Source organism: Falsibacillus albus (genome assembly GCF_003668575.1).
Classification (GTDB): Bacteria; Bacillota; Bacilli; order Bacillales; family DSM-25281; genus Falsibacillus; species Falsibacillus albus.
In genome coordinates this window covers 371524-389592 of the sequence record NZ_RCVZ01000001.1, presented here as the reverse complement: position 1 = coordinate 389592, position 18069 = coordinate 371524, and the positions used below count along the sequence as shown (strand labels likewise).

Genomic DNA, 18069 nt, shown 5'->3' with positions numbered 1-18069 from the left:
CATTGGTGCTGTTAACCAGAGCTAACAAGGCACCTTTTTCTTAAGAGAGCTTTTGTTTCAACCACTGAAATCAGCCTGTAATTATCTCTATCAATATGTCCACAATCATTCGCTTTGATACAGCTTTGTGAGTGCCTGGGACATATCATGCGTCAAGAAATCCAGTAGGCTGATAACCCGTGAATATTCCATTCTTGTCGGACCAAGGATAGCGATTTTTCCAAGCTGCTCATCCCCCATGGAATAAGTAGCCGTTATTATGCTTACATTTTCAGTTGTTATATTTTGATTTTCTTTTCCGATTTTTACATGGATCCCTTTAGGAGTCTTTTTGAACAACTCATAAAGCCCTTGTTCCTGTTCAATCATGTTTAAGATGGAGCGCACCTTTTGAACATCATTGAATTCCGGCTGATTGAGCATATTCGTTTTGCCGCCGAAAAAGATTTTTTCATGCTTTTGAACGCTCAAAGTATCACCGATTGTTTCCAAAATGGAATCATAGTTTTGAATGTGCTGCTTTAAAATATGGGCAACTTCCTTATAAATCTTATCTTTCAAATCGACTAAAGGGATTCCCATCAGTCTGTCATTCAAAATATTGACCATTTTTTCTATACCACCAGAGTCCAAGCCCGTTGGGATGTTGAACATCCTATTTTCCACATGGCCAGTATCGGTAACGATGATCGCGATTGCAGTTTCAGAATTCAAAGGGACAATTTGCAGCTTCTTTAAACGATTCTCTTTTAATTCCGGCCCCAATACAATGGAAGTATAATTGGTTAGTTCCGATAATATCTTTGCGGAATTTTGAACGATTTTTTCCATCTCGTATATTTTTTCTGCAAAAATTGAACGGATGATCCCAATATCCTTTGAATTAAGTTTTTGCGGCGATAAAAGATGATCCACATAAAACCTGTAGCCTTTCTCTGACGGCACCCTTCCTGATGAGGTATGGGTCTTCTCAATAAAACCCAGGTCCTCCAAGTCCGCCATTTCATTTCGAATCGTTGCAGAACTGAATGTTATTTCCTCTTTCTTGGAAAGGGAACGAGAGCCGACAGGTTGTGCTGATCGAATAAAATCATCTACGATTACTTGCAATATGAATAATTGTCGATCCGTAAGCAACAAACATCACCTCTGTTAGCACTCTGAAATGTCGAGTGCTAATTCTAATAATAAATTATCAAAATGCGAAAATGATGTCAATGATTTAGATTACCCCCAAAAATGCCTGGAAAACTTCATTGCCTAGAAAACGGCCTTTTTTTGTCAGGCGAAGGTGGCTCGCGTTCACTTCCAACATTTGTTTCTCCAGCATTTCCTCTATCGGGGTCTTAAATACGTCTAAAAGCTTTTGTCCATATTTTTGTTCAAATTTGCTTAAAGATACACCTTCCACTTTTCTAAGACCTAGAAAGATCTCTTCTTCCATTCTTTCAGCATCAGAGACTAAATGTTCTTCGATAAATGGAAGATTCCCCTCAAGGATCGGCCCCATATATTTTTTTAGAGGTCCAAAGTTAGCTTTCCTCCACCCATTGACATAGCTGTGCGCGCCGGCACCAAATCCATAGTATTCTTCATTATTCCAGTACACGAGATTATGTCTGCTTTCATAGCCGGATTTAGAAAAATTGCTGATTTCATATTGCTTCAATCCATGTTGATCCATTTTTTCCATCAGAAGCTCGTACATGCCCGCCTCAGCATCTTCCGTCGGCAGATTCAGCTTTCCTTTTTGCATCAAGTTGTAGAAGACGGTTTTGGGTTCTACAATCAACGAGTATCCCGAGTAATGAGGAAGCTGAAACTGAAGGGCTTCATCTATGGTCGCTTCAAAATCCCCCATTGTTTGCCCGGGCAGACTGTAGATCAAATCGATGCTGATGTTTTCAAAGCCTGCTTTCTGTGCGTTATCGATGGAATGATACACGTCCTTAGCCTGGTGGGACCTCCCGATTTTTTTGAGAAGTTCATCATTGAAGGACTGGACGCCGTAACTTAATCGATTGACTCCAAATGATTTCAACAGCTTCAACTTTTCCAACGTTAAATCACCAGGATTGGCTTCAAAAGTATATTCGCCTTCACTGAATGGCAGCGTCTCCTCAATATTTAAGCACAACTGGCCCAATTGTTTTTCATTTAGAGCCGTTGGAGTACCTCCTCCTACAAAGACAGTTTGAAGGCGTTGTGTTGGATCGGCTTCCAAGCTCAATTCCATTTCTTTTTTTAGTGCATCCAAATACTCATCCACCGGCTGCCCTTGAAAGAAGAATTTATTGAAATCGCAATAATGACAGATGTGGTGACAGAAAGGGATGTGAATATATGCAGAGTTAATCATCTTGATTTTCCACCTTACATGCAGCTTCATAATAAAAAGGAGCAGCTTCTCTTGGTTTCACCAAGCTACTCCCCCTTATCGCCGGTATTATTTTGAGTTGTTTTGATCGTCCATTTTCAACACAGCCATAAATGCTTCCTGCGGAACTTCGACAGAACCGACTTGCTTCATCCGCTTTTTACCCTCTTTTTGCTTCTCCAAGAGTTTGCGTTTACGGGATATATCTCCCCCATAGCATTTAGCCAGAACATTTTTGCGCATCGCCTTGATGGTCGAACGAGCAACAATTTTTTGTCCGACAGCCGCTTGGACAGGCACTTCAAATTGCTGGCGCGGAATTAATTCTTTTAATTTCTCTACAATGATTTTCCCTCGTTCGTAAGCAAAATCTTTATGAACAATAAAGCTAAGAGCATCCACTTTTTCATTGTTCAAAAGAATATCCATTTTCACGAGTTTTGATGGTTGATATCCAATCAACTCATAATCAAATGATGCATAGCCTTTTGTATTGGATTTCAACTGATCGAAAAAGTCGTAGACAATTTCAGCCAATGGAATTTCATATATCACGTTGACCCTTGTTTCATCCATATATTGCATATCGATGAAATTGCCCCGTTTTGCCTGGCATAGTTCCATGACTGGTCCTACGAAATCATTCGGAACCATCATTGTAGCTTTTACATAAGGTTCTTCCACACGATCGATTTTTTGCGGATCAGGCATATTGGAAGGATTGTCGACGTTTATTTCAGTTTCATCCGTCAAGGTTACTTTATAGATAACGCTCGGTGCAGTTGTAATTAAATCGATCTTGAATTCCCGTTCGATCCTTTCTTGGATGATCTCCATATGAAGGAGTCCAAGGAAGCCGCATCGGAAACCAAAACCTAACGCCTGTGAAGTTTCAGGTTCAAATTGAAGGGCAGAATCATTCAATTCGAGTTTTTCAAGCGCTTCACGAAGATCGTTGAACTTTGCGGAATCAATCGGATACAAGCCGCAATAAACCATAGGATTTAATTTGCGGTAGCCTGGAAGAGGGCTGTCCGCTGGATTTTTCGAGCTTGTGATTGTATCACCGACGCGAGTATCTCCGACATTTTTGATAGATGCAGTCAAAAAGCCGACATCCCCGACAGTCAATTCGTCCTTCATTACCGCTTTAGGCGTGAATACGCCCACTTCAGTCACTTCGAATTCTTTCCCTGTCGCCATCATTTTGACTTTATCGCCGACTTTCACCGTACCTTCAACGACACGGATATAAGCAACGACTCCACGATAGGAATCGTATAGCGAATCAAAAATTAATGCTTTCAATGGAGCATCCGGATCCCCCTGCGGCGCAGGGACCGTTTTGACCACTTGCTCCAGGATCTCTTCGATCCCGATTCCAGCCTTAGCAGAAGCAAGTACGGCGTCAGAGGCATCCAATCCGATGACATCCTCGATTTCCTGGCGAACACGCTCAGGTTCTGCGGCAGGCAAATCAATTTTGTTGATGACCGGCATGATTTCAAGGTCATTGTCAAGGGCCAAATACACATTGGCAAGGGTTTGGGCTTCGATTCCCTGTGCTGCATCCACGACAAGCACCGCTCCTTCACAGGCAGCCAAGCTTCTGGACACTTCATATGTAAAATCGACATGCCCTGGTGTATCAATCAAATGGAAAATATATTCTTCTCCATCCTTTGCCTTATAGGTTAATTGAACAGCATTTAATTTAATCGTAATTCCACGCTCGCGCTCAAGATCCATGGAATCAAGCAGCTGATTTTTCATTTCCCTCGAGGTAAGGGCATTTGTTCTTTCAAGAATTCGATCAGCCAATGTTGATTTTCCATGGTCGATATGCGCAATAATCGAGAAGTTACGGATTTTTTCTTGTCTTTTTAACTTTTCTTCACGATTCATTAATTGTTTCACTCCTGTTTTATCGACACATGTACACTATTGTTGATTATATCAGCACGAAATGGAAGATTCAATGAAAAGTGAAATGTCAGCGGTGGAAGCAAAGGGCCAAATAAAAAAGGCACACTCCATCAGCGTGCCTCACACCTCATTGAATGCTGTTTTAATAACAAAACCTCTTTTAATAAAGCTCTGTTCTCAAAGATTGTTGTTTTCAACAGTTTTTCTTAAAATAACTCATCATATGTTGTTGATTGGAGCTGAAGGTGCGAGACTACGGAGGGATCAGCGGGCCAGTTGGAAAAGCTGCAGGGCTTTGCCCAGGAGCCACAATATCTCGAGCCCTTAAGCCCTGGAGCTAGACAGGTGAGACCCCGGAGCGAGGAGATGTAAGGCGGATGTTCGATTAAGTTCGGCACGTCCCCGAAAAATGCTAGGAATTTTTCTTCGTGCGATGTGTCGCTGTCAAAGCTTTCCTTGTCTTGTGCCAACATCGAACGACCTCACTTCGTGTGAGTCCCCTCGGCAGCGAGCATCCTGCAGCGGAAATCAACCTTATCCAACCTTTAATGAATAGCAATAACCCTTACGAAAAGAGCGTTTAATAAAGCAACAATAGTGTACGGCCTAAATAAAGGATGCGACCAGATCGATCAGTTTTTCAGTCAAGCCGGTGATCAAATCGGCCAATGTTTTGCCGATCGCAGAAAAAAGGTTGAATGTCTTCATCTCCTCAAGCTTTTTCCTTTTCCCTTCAATATCTGACGAGGATAGGTCTTTTCCCAATACACTGGCCTGAACCTCCCCGTTGTCCTTTTGCTTGACCGTCAAAGGGGCTTCGATTCCGCTCCCGTTTCCTTTTAAATGCTGCATGCCTTCATTCGCTTTCTCCATCCCCATGAGGACGGCAATGAAAAGCAGGGAAACCAGCAATACACATTTCAATAAAAACATTCTCATGTTCATCAACCCTTTATTGCTTTGATGGTGGTGTTGATTGATCGCTATTAACTTTTGCAGCCTGCCAATAATATTCTGCAAACACATCTGCGAACGCTTTGATCGTCCGATCCATTTCTTCAAAGGTATTATCCACTCCGCCTACTTCAATCAAAAACGAATTTGGGGAAAGATCCTGATTGAATTTCCCGTTCGTATCCGCTCCCTGTTTCATAATGAGCCCTCTTGATATTCCCGGGTATTTCTTTTCCATAATTTTATGAAGTGCCGCTGCAAGCTTAGCGTTTTTTTCATAATTTGGATTTTCTGCGCCAATCACAAATGCAATCTTTGCATATTCTTTTCCATTTAACCCGATTGTTGTATATTTTTTTCTTCTTGAATCACGATGAATATCAATGAAATACTGCAGATCATGATCATTATTCATTGCTGATGCAACTACTGTCCGTGATTCTTTATATGAACTAGCATATGAAAGGCCATTATGATTCAAAAGTGAAGTGATATTCGTTTTATCCACCTTTGTCCCGATCCCTAAATCTTCAAGATCCGTTTTCAATTCATCGCCCAGTTTCGTGACATTGATCTTTGAATGATATGCAAGGTCAGGATCTGTGACACCTTTTAAGTAAGGCAAATAGGATTCATTCGTATGGGTGAAGTAAACGTACACCTTTTGTTTTCCATTCGTCGTCAATGGCGGCTGGCTATTCGAACTGGATGGAACTTCTCCGATGGAATCTGTATTTTGAAGTTCTGCATCATTTTCTGGATTCAATGCCTTTGCAGGAGGAATCGATTCAATGGGCATATTTGTATAATTCGTGCCTTTCCCGGCAACCAGGATTTTACTATCGAAGATCGAAAATCCCGGCAGTTCCCTGCCCAGGAGGCTTCTCGGATCCTTCAAACTGATATTGGTAGCCAGCTTCATCAGCATGTTGCCGGCTGATGGCCATTTGGCCGCTTTTGGTTCAGTTTGGGCAAATGCTGTATTTTCCATGGAAAACATCGAGTACAATGCAGCTCCTGACACATTTTCCGCAGCATGATTGACCGAATTTGAACTGATTCGATATTGGGGCTGAATCGATGTCAGAAGCCCTGTAAGCGAAAAAATCGACAAAAGGGCAAATATTAACAATAACAAACCTTTCATGATGGCTGCTGCGTCTACAGTTATGGAATAGCCGGGATTTTTTGATGGTCTCATGGTTCCACCCTTTCTAGTCATTTCTAGTAAAATTTATGTTTTTAATAGAAAAAGTAGAACGGCGAAAGTAAAATCCTATCTAGTTTTATATCCCGCATTTTCTTGATTGACCGCTTCATGCAAAGCTGCATTCAATCCATTGGAAATCAGGTTTGCCATATCCTCGATGAATACATCCACTTCTTTCGGCGTGACCATCAAGTTATGACCGATCGGCGCGAGGACCTCATGGATCAATTTTCGTTTTTCGTCTTCCTGCAATGTACCGATTATCCCTAAAAACGTTTGGCGGTGCTGTTCTTCCGGAAGGTCCTCTTCTGTCAGCTTTTTCTTTTCTCCAAACGTCATGCCGGCAGGAGTTAACGACTTGGATGGCCTGTCCCCTTCTGAAATTTCTCGGCCAAAATGCTTCAATAAATAGTCGATCGTATCACTGGTGATGGTTACCGCATCCACTACCGTGGGAACACCGATGGCAATGACGGGGACTCCAAGCGTTTCTTTATCCAATCCCTTCCGCTTATTTCCAACCCCCGATCCCGGGTGTATTCCAGAATCAGAAATTTGAATGGTCGAATTGACCCTTTCGATGGATCTGGAAGCAAGTGCATCGATTGCGATGATAAAATCAGGCTTTGATTCATTCACAATCCCGAAAATGATATCACTCGTTTCAATCCCAGTCAGACCCATGACTCCCGGAGCGATTGCACTCACCGGCCTGTATCCCTCTGATACATTTTCAGGCTGGAGCTTGAAAAGGTGCCTTGTGACAATCACATTTTCACAGACTTGCGGCCCTAATGCATCTGGGGTGACATTCCAATTTCCCAGCCCTACAATCAAGCAGCTTGCATTTTTTACAATTCCTGCTTGATTCAAAAACCCGCTGAATTCCCTAGCAAAGACTTCCTGGACCTTCTGTTGAAGAACGGTATCCTCTTGCCGAATTCCCTGTGCCTCAATCGTCAAGTAATTCCCGGCCTTTTTTCCGACAGTCTTTTCCCCTTCAGGTGTAATCTCAACGGTGGATATTTTAATTCCATCGCTGTCTCTTTCTTTGACGATCACGCCCTTTATATCAGAAGTATTTTTCGCTGCTTTATCCGCTGGTTCAGCACTTGCCATTTCTGCCGCTTCTAGGGCAAGATCCGTTCTTACGGAGTATTTGCTAAGATCCAATTGATCCTTTTCCATTTCCTTCACCTCTTACATTGAGCATTATTGGTCATATTTACTATCATTTCCTACTATGAAATCGTTCATTCAATAAATGGTTTTTCATCTATAGAGTATTGCAATCTCAACGCCCGTTTGATAAAATATCATTTGTTCTTAATGTTTAGGAATTGATTGTGAAATCGAGTTTTAATAGAAACCTCGATCGTGCATTAGGAGGTGAACGGGAATGGCAAATATTAAATCTGCAATTAAACGCGTAAAAACAAGCAATGCGAGCAACGCACAAAATGCAACTGTTAAATCTGCAATGCGTACAGCTGTGAAAAAATACGAAGCAGCAGTATCTAACAACGACAGCAATGCGAAAGAACTTCTTTCTACAGCTGTTAAGCATGTTGATAAAGCAGCTCAAAAAGGCATCATCCACAAAAATGCAGCAGACCGTACAAAAGCTCGTTTGATGAAAAAATTAAACGCAGCAACTGCATAATGATTAAAAGCGGCCCCTTTAAAAAGGGACCGCTTTTTTTATTGCTTCTTTTTTGAAGGCTGCTTTCACAAAGGGTGTTGTTATATAAAGATTTTTTTGTGAATCATCCTTCATATCAAATAGAGCCTTTTTGAAAGTGAAAGAGAAATCTGCCGCTTCCAATTCAGCAATTTTTATGGAATCCACAAAAAAGAAACTGATCCTTTCAGAAGGATCAGTTTTCCCCATTATTTAGTAATCTCCTTCGGAGTATGCAGATTAAAAAAGAACATTTCAATGATCATTTCTTTTCTCAATCCACCTGATTTCATTTGCAGGTCTGATGTTGCAAGCAAATCCATGATTCTGCTTAACTCATTATCCTCGAATAATTTCGCCTGGCCAGCAGCAAGTTTCACCCTGTAAGGATGGACTTTCAAATAAGACGCGATCTGCTGCTGCCCATAACCTTTTCTAGACAGCTCCTTCACTTGATAAAGAAGCCTGAATTGACCGGCAAGTATGGATAATATTTTGATGGGCTCTTCATTTTGCTTGAGCAAGTCATAATAGATCCTCAATGCCCCTTCAATATCTTTTCTTACCACTTTTTCAACAAGCTCAAAAATATTCTGCTCCAAAGATCTTGCCGTCAATTTTTCAACCACTTCGCGATCGATTCGCTTTTCATCTTCAGCATAAAGTGATAATTTATCCACTTCGCTTGCAAGCAGCATCAAGTTGGTTCCTGCCAATACAAGAAGCATATCGATTGCATCTTCATCAATTTGAACCTGATTTATCGAAGCCCTTGTCCTAATCCAAGTTTTCAACTCATGCTCATTCAACTTTTTCGCTTCAACGATTGAGGCTGATTTTTTTATTAGCTTGGTTATTTTTTTTCGTTCATCCAATTTTTCATAAGGCGCAATAAAAACCAATATCGTGTATGGGGCAGGCTCGTTTAAATAAGCCTCCAGGACCTTTACATTATGCTCTATTTTTTCTTTCGTTTTTTCAGCAGTCAGAAAGACGGGATTATGTAGAAAAATCACTCTTTGTTCACCCATGAAAGGAAATGTTTCAGCATCCTCTACCGCGGTCTCGATCGGAGTCTCTTCCAAATCATATGAAGCAAAATTAAAATCCATTTCCTCTTCTGTCAGAGCATTATTTATCAATTTATGTTTCGTCTCGTTGATTAAAAAACGTTCCGTTCCATATAATAAATATACTCTTGAGAATTGCTTTTGTTCAATTTTTTTCCAGACATCCATTACCAAACCAATCGCTCCGATCACATTTTCTTACCTCTATCGTAAAGAAGCTGACGGGTTTTGACAAGGTTTAGTAGGGATCGGCCGCCTCTCAAAGTTTGCCAATCCCTGGATCTATAATGAACGTCTATAGATGAGGCCTAGGATACTCACCCATAGACGATTGCAACTTAATCTTATTGTCACCCAACATCACCAATCTATAGGTGACAACTCTTGTCATTATAGGAAAATGGACGATGAATTGTAGATTTTTTTTTTTGAATCGTCTATACTAAAAAGGAAATAGGAGGGGTACTTGTGAACGAGTTTGAAAAAAATGTGCAGTCCAAAACAAACGACGCGGTCGAATCAGGTGTTGGTTTTGGAGTTTCATTCGGTTTCTTTACGCTTATGTTCATCATTGCCACTGTGATCAAATACATTGGTTCTTAATGGCTAATGAAAGCGCCTGGGAGTCTGTTAAACAGATTCCCTTTTTCATGGATTTTTTCATTTGAGATATTACATCCTATGGAAAAACCGTGGCAAAGGTTCCTTTATTCTTTTTAAATACATATTCAATTGCCCCCATTTGATCCGTTCGATATATCTTTATATGCCTTTCCTCTAATTTCTGGATGATTGAAGGGTCAGGATGCCCGTAGCGGTTGTTTTTCCCGACGGAAATGACTGCGATCTTGGGACTGATCCCGTCTAAAAAATCATCTGAAGTAGACGTTTCACTTCCATGATGGCCAACCTTCAATACGTCTGCATCTATTCTATAGCGTGCCAGCAGCTCCTTCTCACCTCTTTCTTCAAGATCTCCCGTGAATATCCACTTAAGCCCGCCCATATCTGCAAGGAGAACCAGCGAATCATTATTCCCTTCATAAACTTTATCCGGAGGAGGAATGAGCATGAATGAACAATCCCCTACCTGCCATTTTTTTGCTGTTTCTGCTTCAACGACAGGAATGCCAATTTGAATTGCCTTGTGCACAATATCCCTCATCAGGGGCTTGGTATCCGAATTAGGAGAGATGATGATTTCATCTATTATTATTTCTCCCATCATATCGAATACAGTACCGATATGATCCATGTCGCTATGTGTCAAAATAAGTTTATTTATCCTTGTGATCCCTTTGCTTTTCAATGTCGGCAGCAGGATATCCTTCCCTATCGAGAAATGTTTGCTTCTCCTTTCCCACTCTTCAACCGGGAACTCCATTTCACCTCCGGTATCGATCAAATAGGTTCCTTGTTGAAAAGGCAGTTGTATCAATATACTGTCTCCTTGTCCAATATCTATGAACGTCACGCTTCCGTGAGGAGATAGTCCTTTCACTCCTATGGCTGCTGCCATCACAAACACCGCTGACACCAAATATTTTTTATAAGACCCTCCACTTTCAAGAAATTTAAATCCCAGAACCATTAGTACAAACATAAGAATTAACGCATATCGCCCAGGCCGTCCGGTGACCAACGCTGCATGGGGGATCTTTTCAAGAAACAAAGCTGTATGCTCCACGATGGTAAGAATCCATGATAGAGATTGGTCTATAGATGGTTGGAGCCGAGGTGATAAGTACGAGAGAAAAAAGTCTAAAAAACACACGGGGAGAACAAGGAAAGAAAAATAAGGAACATAGACAGCATTCACGATGAATCCTAGGAGGGACACTTGATAAAATTGGTACATCAAAAAGGGGAAGGTCACGATTTGACAGACAAAGGATATGTGGAGTAATTTGGAAATCAAATGATTGCTCCTGGAGAAAATCTTTTGTGAAAAGGCCAACGAAAAGCAGACTGCGTAGGAGAGCTGAAAGCCTGTATTCAAAATGATATACGGATCATTGAGGATGAAGAAAACGGCACTCAAACTGACTGTATCAACCATTGCATATTTTCCGGGCAGAAATCTGGAAGCCATAATCAGAAAAATCATAAAAACCGCCCTCATGACAGGGGGATTCCCCCCTGCGAGGAATGCATAAATCGGCAGGAAAAGTGAAAGAAGTAAAATCGCCCTCTCCTTTGTCATGCCCAACCGCATAAAAATGGCAAAACAGCCAGTTGCTATCACCCCTGCGTGAAGCCCTGATATCGCCAGCAGATGAACGATGCCCAGCGTTCTGAATGCGTCATACACCTCTTCTGGAAAGTCATTTTTATCTCCTAAAAGAAGCGCTTTTAAATAATATGCAGTATTTTCTTTGAAATCATGATCTATATGCTTCAGCAATCGTATTCTCCATGTTAAGAGGATGCCTGAAAAACTGATGGACCGTTTTGATGAATGATGGAGATCGATCATTTCCGGTTGAAAAATCCAATGAATGTGACGGGCGTTCAAGTAATCCCGATAATTAAAGGTGTTGAAATTACGATTTTCAGATGGGAGGACAAGCTGCCCAACCATGACATAATTGTGACTGGGAAGAAAATGACGAAGGAGTTCCTGTTTTTCTTTCAGGGAAGGGATGGTGTATCGTAAAAGAAGTTTTTCTCCCCCATTGGCCGTGATTATTGCTGTAAGCCGGTTTCCGTCTATGACAGGGGGAGAGGAAAGATGGATGGTCAAAGTTTGTTCACTTTCTTGATAAATGGTTCTGTTGCCATTTTTGGCGTTTAATCCCACAAAATAAAATGATGTAAAGATCAATGGGGGTATGATCAGAAGGAATGGCCTTCGGTTTTTCCTCAGAAAAACAATCAAACAGATGACGGCCAGACCCCCTGCCCATTTCAATTCAATTGAAAGCATTACGCCTGCAGCACAGGCTAAAAAACATACAAACCAAAACCCTTTAAGCATAAGGCTCAGAATAGTGCATGTGCTGCATTTTTCATTTCGGCCACTTCTTCATCTCCCAAATTGGATGCCTCTAATCTATGTATGAGCTCTTCCACCAGCCGCCGTTTTTGATCGGACTTTGGATCAATGAAATTTATATCATATGGTACATATTCAACTTGTACATCCGCTTGCTGAAACAACTCTTCTGCATACGGGTGGTTCTTATAATCATTGGCATAGTATATTTTTTTGATCCCGGCCTGAATGATCGCCTTACAGCATTGAAGACATGGAAAATGAGTGACATAAATTTCAGCTTCAGCGGTCGGGACTCCAAATTTGGCACATTGCAGCAATGCATTCATTTCTGCATGAATGGTCCTTACACAATGATTATCAATCACATAACACCCTTGATCGATGCAATGATCACCACCGGCGATCGAGCCGTTGTAACCGCCTGCTATTATCCGTTTATCCCTGACAATCGTTGCCCCTACCGATAGCCTTGTACACGTACTTCTTAATGACAACAATTGGCTTTGAGCCATGAAATATTGATTCCATGATATCCTTTCCATTGAACATCGCTCCTTTGCCTTATCTTTTTTTAGTTTAGCTACTTTTGCAAAGAATCTCAATTGATTATAAAGAAATGAACTCTTTTAATTTCTCAAAAGTTTTTTCACCAATGCCCGATATGTTTTTCAAATCCTCAAGTTTTTTAAACCCTCCATTTTCTGCTCGATAATCAATGATCCTCTGCGCCTTACCTGGACCGATACCTGGAAGATTTTCCAATTCCTCCACCGAAGATCTGTTAATGCTTACTTTCCGATTTTGAACAGTAGGGTCATTCGCACCGCTCTTTACTTCGCCTTTTTCTGGAATGTAAATCATCATCTCATCCTGTATGATCTGTGCCATATTTATTTGTGTCCGATCAGCCTCCGGTGTAAATCCTCCCGCTTTCACAACAAGATCCTTCACCCGCAACCCTTGTTTCAGAAAATAAACTCCGGGTTTTTGCACAGCACCTTTAATATCAGCAGCGATCAATTTTTCACTTTCATTGTCCACTCCAACTTTTTTCGGTGTATTCTCTGCATGTGCAGCTCTTTCTTGCCCAATATCAGCCATTTCACCTGACGGCAGCGGAACCAACATTGATTTCAAAAAAATCACCGACAAAACACAGATGATTCCTCCGATCAGGACTAGATATTGCTTGTTATCTAAAATAAACCGTTTGATCACGCTCACCTCTTCTATGAATAATTATTTTCATTTGGTCATATGGTTTTATGAGTAACTTTGTAACACGGAGGAGGGATGCAGATTGAAAATTGGGATGATTGGGACTGGGAATATGGGAAGTATATTGACAGAAGCCTTTATTGAAGGCAAAGCAATTTCTCCTTCAGCCATTATCGCAACCAACCGTACCCTTGAAAAAGCACAGCGGCTGCAAAAAAAATTCAATGAGCTTCAGGTAACCGCGTCCATTGCCGAGACAATAAAAAACGCTGATTTAATTTTCATTTGTGTAAAACCACATGATATATATCCATTATTGGACAAATACTCTTCATCTTTCTCTGAAGAAAAGTGTTTGGTCTCCATTACAAGCCCGGTATCAGTCGGGCAACTGGAGTCTAAAGTAAACTGCTCTTGTGTCCGGGCAATTCCCAGTATTACAAACCGGGCTCTTGCAGGTGTATCACTGATCACATATGGAAATAAATGCGAGGGGAGATGGAAGGAATATATCTTCAATTTATTTTCTTTCATCTCGAAACCGATTATCATTGAAGATAATATCACGAGGGTTTCTTCTGACATCGTAAGCTGCGGACCGGCTTTCTTCAGTTACTTGACGCAAAGGTTTATTGATGGGGCGGTAAATGAAACAGAAATCGATCGTGAGACAGCGACCACCCTTGCTGGTGAAATGCTGGTTGGGCTTGGGGAGCTTCTAAAAAAAGGATTTTACACGCTGCCAACGCTTCAAGAGAAGGTTTGCGTAAAGGGAGGCATCACCGGGGAAGGCATAAAAATTCTTGAGTACGGAATTGACGATGTGTTTGAGAAACTATTTCAAGCGACGCATGATAAATTCAAGGAGGATCTGGAAAGGGTCTATAACCAATTTGGAAATTAAAGAGGGTTTCTTTCTTATTTCGACACATTCATTGGATTTCCTCTTCCAAAACATAAAAAAACAACATTCTTTTAGAAAGGCTCTTTTCTCAAACTTTGTTGCTTTAGCAATTAAAATAGGGTTGTATATCCAATTTTCCACCTATAAAATGGCGTAATTAGCGAGAAAAGAGCCTGAATCCTATGTTTAACGCGCTAATCATCTATTTTCGCGCTAAAATCGGCATTAATATTTTACAACAATCCTTATGAAAAAAGCCTTTTCGAATGAAAAACGGCGGCCTGATTATCTCAAGCCGCCGTTTTCTTTTGGCAAATGAAAAAGATTCTTTCGCTTAATTCCGTATAAGATGCTCCGGAGAAATCCCCTAGCACTTCATGAACAAGGAAGCCTTCTTCATTCAGCCATTTCTCCAGTTGGATAACCGGATAAGTCCTTTGCGTATGAAATTCATCAAATCTTGAATAATAACCAGATTCTTCTTCGACAAAAAAAGTTAGATCATGTTCGACGGAATTTGGAGCTTCCCCTGGGAAGCAATTCCAAATATAAGAAACTTCTTCATCATTTAATGCAAACGTCTGATTCATGAATATCTGGGTCATTTTATATATGGAGTGAACATCGAATAGAAAGAGACCCCCGGATTTGAGATGTTCAAATGCTTTGTTGAATGTCCGGCGCACTTGATCCTGCTCGGTTAAATAGCAAAGCGAATCACAAAAAATTGTAATAACGTCATACAATCCGAGGCCTTCGATTTCCGACATATCCTGATGATAGAATGAGATTGCAACATTGCTGTTTTCTGCTTTATCCTTGGCGACCATCAGCATATCTTCGGATAGATCAACACCGGTTACGTCATAACCCATTTCTGCAAGGCCAATGGATAGTTCACCAGTCCCACAACCCAAATCAAGTACCCGATCGCCATTCACTTCATATTGGGTCTGCTTTTCCCGGACCAATTCCATCCATTGGCTGTAAGGCATATCTTTCATTAAAAAATCGTAGACATATGCAAAGCGACTGTAGCTCATTGATTCAATACACCTTGAATATCTTCCTGTGGAGCATCCCCCCACAAGCGTTCAAGGTTGTAATAGTTTCTTTCATCACGATGGAAAATATGGGCCACAATGTCCCCTAAATCAACAAGCACCCATCTTGCATCGTCAAACCCTTCCAATCTCTTTACATCATATCCATTTTCGTGTGCCTTTTCTTTGATTTCACGGGCGATTGCCTGCACCTGTTTGTCCGAGTTTCCGTGACAGATCAAGAAATAATCGGCGATTAACGATATCCCTTTCATATTTAGGACTACAAGGTCTTCTGCCCGCTTATCATCTGCCGCTTTTACAGCTGCATATAAAAGTTCTTTGCTCATTAAATATTCCCACCTTTATTGAAAATCAGATCATTATATGTTTCGACTGTGTCAGGAAAGATTGCCTGATTTTTCTTTAATAAAAATAACATCGTATTCCGAATGGAAGCAATCAGCGCGGCATCCAGATCTTTTTCTGCTATCTCCCTTACTTCCTCCACACCTGGAAAATGCCGCCCAGGTTCAATATAATCGGCCAGGTACACAACCTTTTCTAGAAGTGTCATTCCCACCCTGCCTGAGGTATGGAAGCGAATGGCATCAAGAACCTCTTCATCCTCGACTCCGGCTTCATGTTTCACCAGGTAAGCCCCCACTGGTGCATGCCAGAGTTCTTCATTATGATCCAAAAGCTTGGGATCCATTTTTTGTGATCGAATGATATCCCGCATTTCTTCCTTTGACCTGAACTTGGCATAATCATGGAAAATGGCCGCCTGCTCTGCTTTTTCCACATCGGCTCCGAACCTCTCTGCAAGCTTTATCGCTGCTTGAACGACACCGAGTGTATGCTGATATCTATGTTCCGTTATCTGTTCTTTAACAATTCGCAAGGCACGTTCCTTATTCATATAAGCTCTTCTCCTCAATATACGAAATCACTTGTTCCGGGACTAAATATTGAACGCTTTTTCTCTCTTGAATCCTTCCGCGTATCACGGTCGAAGATATGTCGATTTCCGGTATATCAATCAGCAGTACAGGGTATTCGGTTACTTGGGAATATTCAGGACGACCCACACCGACAAACTGCACCATCTCGATAAGCTCCTCAATTTTATGCCATTTCGGTAAATATTCGATCATATCCGCACCGATGATGAAGAAGAATTCCGTTTCCGGCTCCCTGGACTTCAGCAGCTGAATCGTATCGAACGAAAACGACTTCCCTTTCCGTTCCAGCTCGATAGGTTCGATTGAAAATGCCGGGTGGTCCTTAATGGCAATCCTAAGCATTTCAATGCGATGTTTACCGGAGATAACACCCGATTCCTTTTTATGAGGGGGTTCATGATTAGGCATGAATCTTACCTCATCCAGCTCCAACTCCTGATACACTTCATTCGCAATGATTAAATGGCCCAAATGAGGAGGATTGAATGTCCCTCCCAATATTCCCACTCTCTTTTTCATTTTAAAACATCCTTATGGAAGTTGTATTTGTTTATTTTCTTTGGATTCCTTGTACAGGACAATGGTGTTCCCGATGATTTGAACCAGTTCTGCGCCAGCGCCTTTTTTCAAAGATTCGCCGACAGTGTCGCGGTCTTCTTCGCAATTTTGAAGGACGCTGACTTTAATCAACTCTCTAGCTTCCAGCGCTTCTGAAATTTGTTTTACCATATTTTCATTTACCCCGCCCTTTCCTACTTGGAAGATCGGGTTTAAATGATGTGCTTTTGAACGTAGAAATCTCTTTTGCTTACCTGTTAACATGTGTACCTCCTAATTTATCTAATACAATATTTTTCATTGATTGTATGTTCGGATTTTTCTTTGTCCATAAATTAAATGCTACGGCGCCTTGGTTTACGAACATTCCAACCCCATTTTGAATGATGGCGCCTTTCTTTTTAGCCTGTGAAAGAAACAGAGTTTCCAGGGGGTTGTATATGATATCGGATACGAAGGTGCCTGCCTTTAACCGGTCCAGCTTTAACGGCACTTCTTCAGTATTGGGATGCATTCCGATGGAAGTCGTTTGAATGACTGCTGAATATTTCTCCAATTGCCCGGCAGCTTCCTCAATTGATAACGCAGACGACTGGATTGTAAAAGGACAGTTTTCAATCAGTGACTGCGCTTTTTCTTTCGTACGATTTGCGATATCAATATGTTGGACACCCATGGATGCCAATGTGTAGAAGATGGCCCTGGAGGCACCACCAGCTCCGACAATCAAAATGTTTTCTTGGACGATGTCTTGCTTCCATTCTTGCTGCATGGCTTCCACAAAGCCCATCCCATCTGTATTATACCCTATTAACCTTCCATTATCGTTCAATACGGTATTCACAGCTCCGATGGCGTTGGCGAGCGGGTCAATATGATCCAAATGCTCCATGATTTCCGTTTTATGGGGAACAGTCACGTTAAAGCCTGAAATATTCAATAGCCTGACTGCATCGATATAACGTCTTATAGACTCTTTCCGAATATGGAACGCGTGATAATGCGCCTCCAAACCCAATTCCCTAAAGGCTGTATTATGCATAATCGGCGACATCGAATGTTGTATCGGATCTCCTATTACACCATAAATCTTTTCCACCATAACCCTCCTCGGACTTCGAAATGGCCTCCTACTTACGAAATAAGCAAAGGCTGCCCCGATATG

At 41.3% G+C, this 18069-nt stretch carries 20 protein-coding genes; 3 read left to right on the top strand and 17 right to left on the bottom strand.

The features are described 5' to 3' along the window. Window positions 1-105: 105 nt before the first annotated feature. From hrcA to gpr, 6 genes are all read right to left on the bottom strand, one after another. On the bottom strand, window positions 106-1137 hold the full coding sequence (hrcA, locus tag D9X91_RS01905; protein ID WP_121678857.1) for a heat-inducible transcriptional repressor HrcA: 1032 nt from the start codon (window positions 1135-1137) through the stop codon (window positions 106-108). 85 nt (window positions 1138-1222) lie between these two features. Further along, a complete protein-coding gene (gene hemW / locus D9X91_RS01900) occupies window positions 1223-2359 on the bottom strand; it encodes a radical SAM family heme chaperone HemW (RefSeq protein WP_121678856.1) in 1137 nt (378 codons plus the stop codon). Window positions 2360-2446: 87 nt separating this feature from the next. Continuing rightward, window positions 2447-4282 (bottom strand): translation elongation factor 4, encoded by a 1836-nt coding sequence (gene lepA, locus D9X91_RS01895; protein ID WP_121678855.1) that lies wholly within the window; start codon window positions 4280-4282, stop codon window positions 2447-2449. A 627-nt stretch (window positions 4283-4909) separates the two neighbouring features. Beyond that, the gene (locus D9X91_RS01890) at window positions 4910-5242 is read right to left on the bottom strand and encodes a DUF3679 domain-containing protein (RefSeq protein ID WP_158598211.1); all 333 of its coding nucleotides are present in this window, start codon (window positions 5240-5242) and stop codon (window positions 4910-4912) included. A 13-nt stretch (window positions 5243-5255) separates the two neighbouring features. After that, on the bottom strand, window positions 5256-6458 hold the full coding sequence (gene spoIIP, locus D9X91_RS01885; RefSeq protein ID WP_121678853.1) for a stage II sporulation protein P: 1203 nt from the start codon (window positions 6456-6458) through the stop codon (window positions 5256-5258). A gap of 75 nt (window positions 6459-6533) precedes the next feature. Continuing rightward, on the bottom strand, window positions 6534-7655 hold the full coding sequence (gene gpr, locus D9X91_RS01880; protein WP_121678852.1) for a GPR endopeptidase: 1122 nt from the start codon (window positions 7653-7655) through the stop codon (window positions 6534-6536). 211 nt (window positions 7656-7866) lie between these two features. Here gpr and rpsT point away from each other — a divergent pair, with 211 nt between their 5' ends. Beyond that, a complete protein-coding gene (rpsT, locus tag D9X91_RS01875) occupies window positions 7867-8130 on the top strand; it encodes a 30S ribosomal protein S20 (RefSeq protein ID WP_121678851.1) in 264 nt (87 codons plus the stop codon). A gap of 18 nt (window positions 8131-8148) precedes the next feature. On the opposite strand, the gene D9X91_RS01870 is transcribed toward rpsT, so the two are convergent. Both D9X91_RS01870 and holA read right to left on the bottom strand, forming a co-directional pair. Further along, a complete protein-coding gene (locus tag D9X91_RS01870) occupies window positions 8149-8358 on the bottom strand; it encodes a hypothetical protein (RefSeq protein ID WP_121678850.1) in 210 nt (69 codons plus the stop codon). Then, a complete protein-coding gene (gene holA / locus D9X91_RS01865) occupies window positions 8358-9392 on the bottom strand; it encodes a DNA polymerase III subunit delta (protein ID WP_121679012.1) in 1035 nt (344 codons plus the stop codon). Before holA ends, D9X91_RS01870 begins: the two co-directional genes overlap by 1 nt. A 294-nt stretch (window positions 9393-9686) precedes the next feature. Here holA and D9X91_RS01860 point away from each other — a divergent pair, with 294 nt between their 5' ends. After that, window positions 9687-9821: a YqzM family protein gene (locus D9X91_RS01860; RefSeq protein WP_121678849.1), complete on the top strand. Its 135-nt coding sequence runs from the start codon at window positions 9687-9689 to the stop codon at window positions 9819-9821. Between the two features lie 76 nt (window positions 9822-9897). On the opposite strand, the gene D9X91_RS01855 is transcribed toward D9X91_RS01860, so the two are convergent. The 3 genes from D9X91_RS01855 to D9X91_RS01845 all read right to left on the bottom strand — a co-directional run bounded on the left by D9X91_RS01855 (window position 9898) and on the right by D9X91_RS01845 (window position 13434). Next, on the bottom strand, window positions 9898-12144 hold the full coding sequence (locus D9X91_RS01855; RefSeq protein WP_158598210.1) for a DNA internalization-related competence protein ComEC/Rec2: 2247 nt from the start codon (window positions 12142-12144) through the stop codon (window positions 9898-9900). A gap of 56 nt (window positions 12145-12200) precedes the next feature. Continuing rightward, the gene (locus tag D9X91_RS01850; protein WP_121678847.1) at window positions 12201-12758 is read right to left on the bottom strand and encodes a ComE operon protein 2; all 558 of its coding nucleotides are present in this window, start codon (window positions 12756-12758) and stop codon (window positions 12201-12203) included. Between the two features lie 64 nt (window positions 12759-12822). After that, a complete protein-coding gene (locus D9X91_RS01845; RefSeq protein WP_121678846.1) occupies window positions 12823-13434 on the bottom strand; it encodes a helix-hairpin-helix domain-containing protein in 612 nt (203 codons plus the stop codon). 82 nt (window positions 13435-13516) lie between these two features. On the opposite strand from D9X91_RS01845, the gene comER reads away from it, so the two are divergent. Then, on the top strand, window positions 13517-14338 hold the full coding sequence (comER, locus tag D9X91_RS01840; protein ID WP_121678845.1) for a late competence protein ComER: 822 nt from the start codon (window positions 13517-13519) through the stop codon (window positions 14336-14338). Between the two features lie 290 nt (window positions 14339-14628). Here comER and D9X91_RS01835 read toward each other — a convergent pair whose 3' ends face one another. The 6 genes from D9X91_RS01835 to aroE are packed head-to-tail and all read right to left on the bottom strand — an operon-like array spanning window position 14629 to window position 18003. Next, window positions 14629-15381 (bottom strand): class I SAM-dependent DNA methyltransferase, encoded by a 753-nt coding sequence (locus D9X91_RS01835; protein ID WP_121678844.1) that lies wholly within the window; start codon window positions 15379-15381, stop codon window positions 14629-14631. After that, complete coding sequence (gene rsfS, locus D9X91_RS01830; protein WP_121678843.1) at window positions 15378-15731, bottom strand: ribosome silencing factor; 354 nt, start codon at window positions 15729-15731, stop codon at window positions 15378-15380. The genes D9X91_RS01835 and rsfS overlap by 4 nt, the downstream gene beginning before the upstream one ends. Further along, window positions 15731-16303: a bis(5'-nucleosyl)-tetraphosphatase (symmetrical) YqeK gene (yqeK, locus tag D9X91_RS01825; RefSeq protein ID WP_121678842.1), complete on the bottom strand. Its 573-nt coding sequence runs from the start codon at window positions 16301-16303 to the stop codon at window positions 15731-15733. The genes rsfS and yqeK overlap by 1 nt, the downstream gene beginning before the upstream one ends. Continuing rightward, the gene (locus D9X91_RS01820; protein WP_121678841.1) at window positions 16296-16865 is read right to left on the bottom strand and encodes a nicotinate-nucleotide adenylyltransferase; all 570 of its coding nucleotides are present in this window, start codon (window positions 16863-16865) and stop codon (window positions 16296-16298) included. The genes yqeK and D9X91_RS01820 overlap by 8 nt, the downstream gene beginning before the upstream one ends. Before the next feature lie 12 nt (window positions 16866-16877). After that, window positions 16878-17168, bottom strand: coding sequence for a ribosome assembly RNA-binding protein YhbY (gene yhbY / locus D9X91_RS01815; RefSeq protein WP_121678840.1), 291 nt, complete (start codon window positions 17166-17168; stop codon window positions 16878-16880). Then, the gene (gene aroE / locus D9X91_RS01810; protein WP_121678839.1) at window positions 17155-18003 is read right to left on the bottom strand and encodes a shikimate dehydrogenase; all 849 of its coding nucleotides are present in this window, start codon (window positions 18001-18003) and stop codon (window positions 17155-17157) included. Before aroE ends, yhbY begins: the two co-directional genes overlap by 14 nt. Between the last annotated feature and the right edge of the window lie 66 nt (window positions 18004-18069).

Coding starts and splice junctions, on each gene's coding strand:
- hemW (WP_121678856.1), bottom strand. CDS start 2,359: ATGATTAACTCTGCATATATTCACATCCCTTTCTGTCACCACATCTGT.
- lepA (WP_121678855.1), bottom strand. CDS start 4,282: ATGAATCGTGAAGAAAAGTTAAAAAGACAAGAAAAAATCCGTAACTTC.
- D9X91_RS01890 (WP_158598211.1), bottom strand. CDS start 5,242: ATGAGAATGTTTTTATTGAAATGTGTATTGCTGGTTTCCCTGCTTTTC.
- spoIIP (WP_121678853.1), bottom strand. CDS start 6,458: ATGAGACCATCAAAAAATCCCGGCTATTCCATAACTGTAGACGCAGCA.
- gpr (WP_121678852.1), bottom strand. CDS start 7,655: ATGGAAAAGGATCAATTGGATCTTAGCAAATACTCCGTAAGAACGGAT.
- rpsT (WP_121678851.1), top strand. CDS start 7,867: ATGGCAAATATTAAATCTGCAATTAAACGCGTAAAAACAAGCAATGCG.
- D9X91_RS01870 (WP_121678850.1), bottom strand. CDS start 8,358: ATGGGGAAAACTGATCCTTCTGAAAGGATCAGTTTCTTTTTTGTGGAT.
- D9X91_RS01855 (WP_158598210.1), bottom strand. CDS start 12,144: ATGCTTTCAATTGAATTGAAATGGGCAGGGGGTCTGGCCGTCATCTGT.
- D9X91_RS01850 (WP_121678847.1), bottom strand. CDS start 12,758: ATGGAAAGGATATCATGGAATCAATATTTCATGGCTCAAAGCCAATTG.
- D9X91_RS01835 (WP_121678844.1), bottom strand. CDS start 15,381: ATGAGCTACAGTCGCTTTGCATATGTCTACGATTTTTTAATGAAAGAT.
- rsfS (WP_121678843.1), bottom strand. CDS start 15,731: ATGAGCAAAGAACTTTTATATGCAGCTGTAAAAGCGGCAGATGATAAG.
- yqeK (WP_121678842.1), bottom strand. CDS start 16,303: ATGAATAAGGAACGTGCCTTGCGAATTGTTAAAGAACAGATAACGGAA.
- D9X91_RS01820 (WP_121678841.1), bottom strand. CDS start 16,865: ATGAAAAAGAGAGTGGGAATATTGGGAGGGACATTCAATCCTCCTCAT.
- yhbY (WP_121678840.1), bottom strand. CDS start 17,168: ATGTTAACAGGTAAGCAAAAGAGATTTCTACGTTCAAAAGCACATCAT.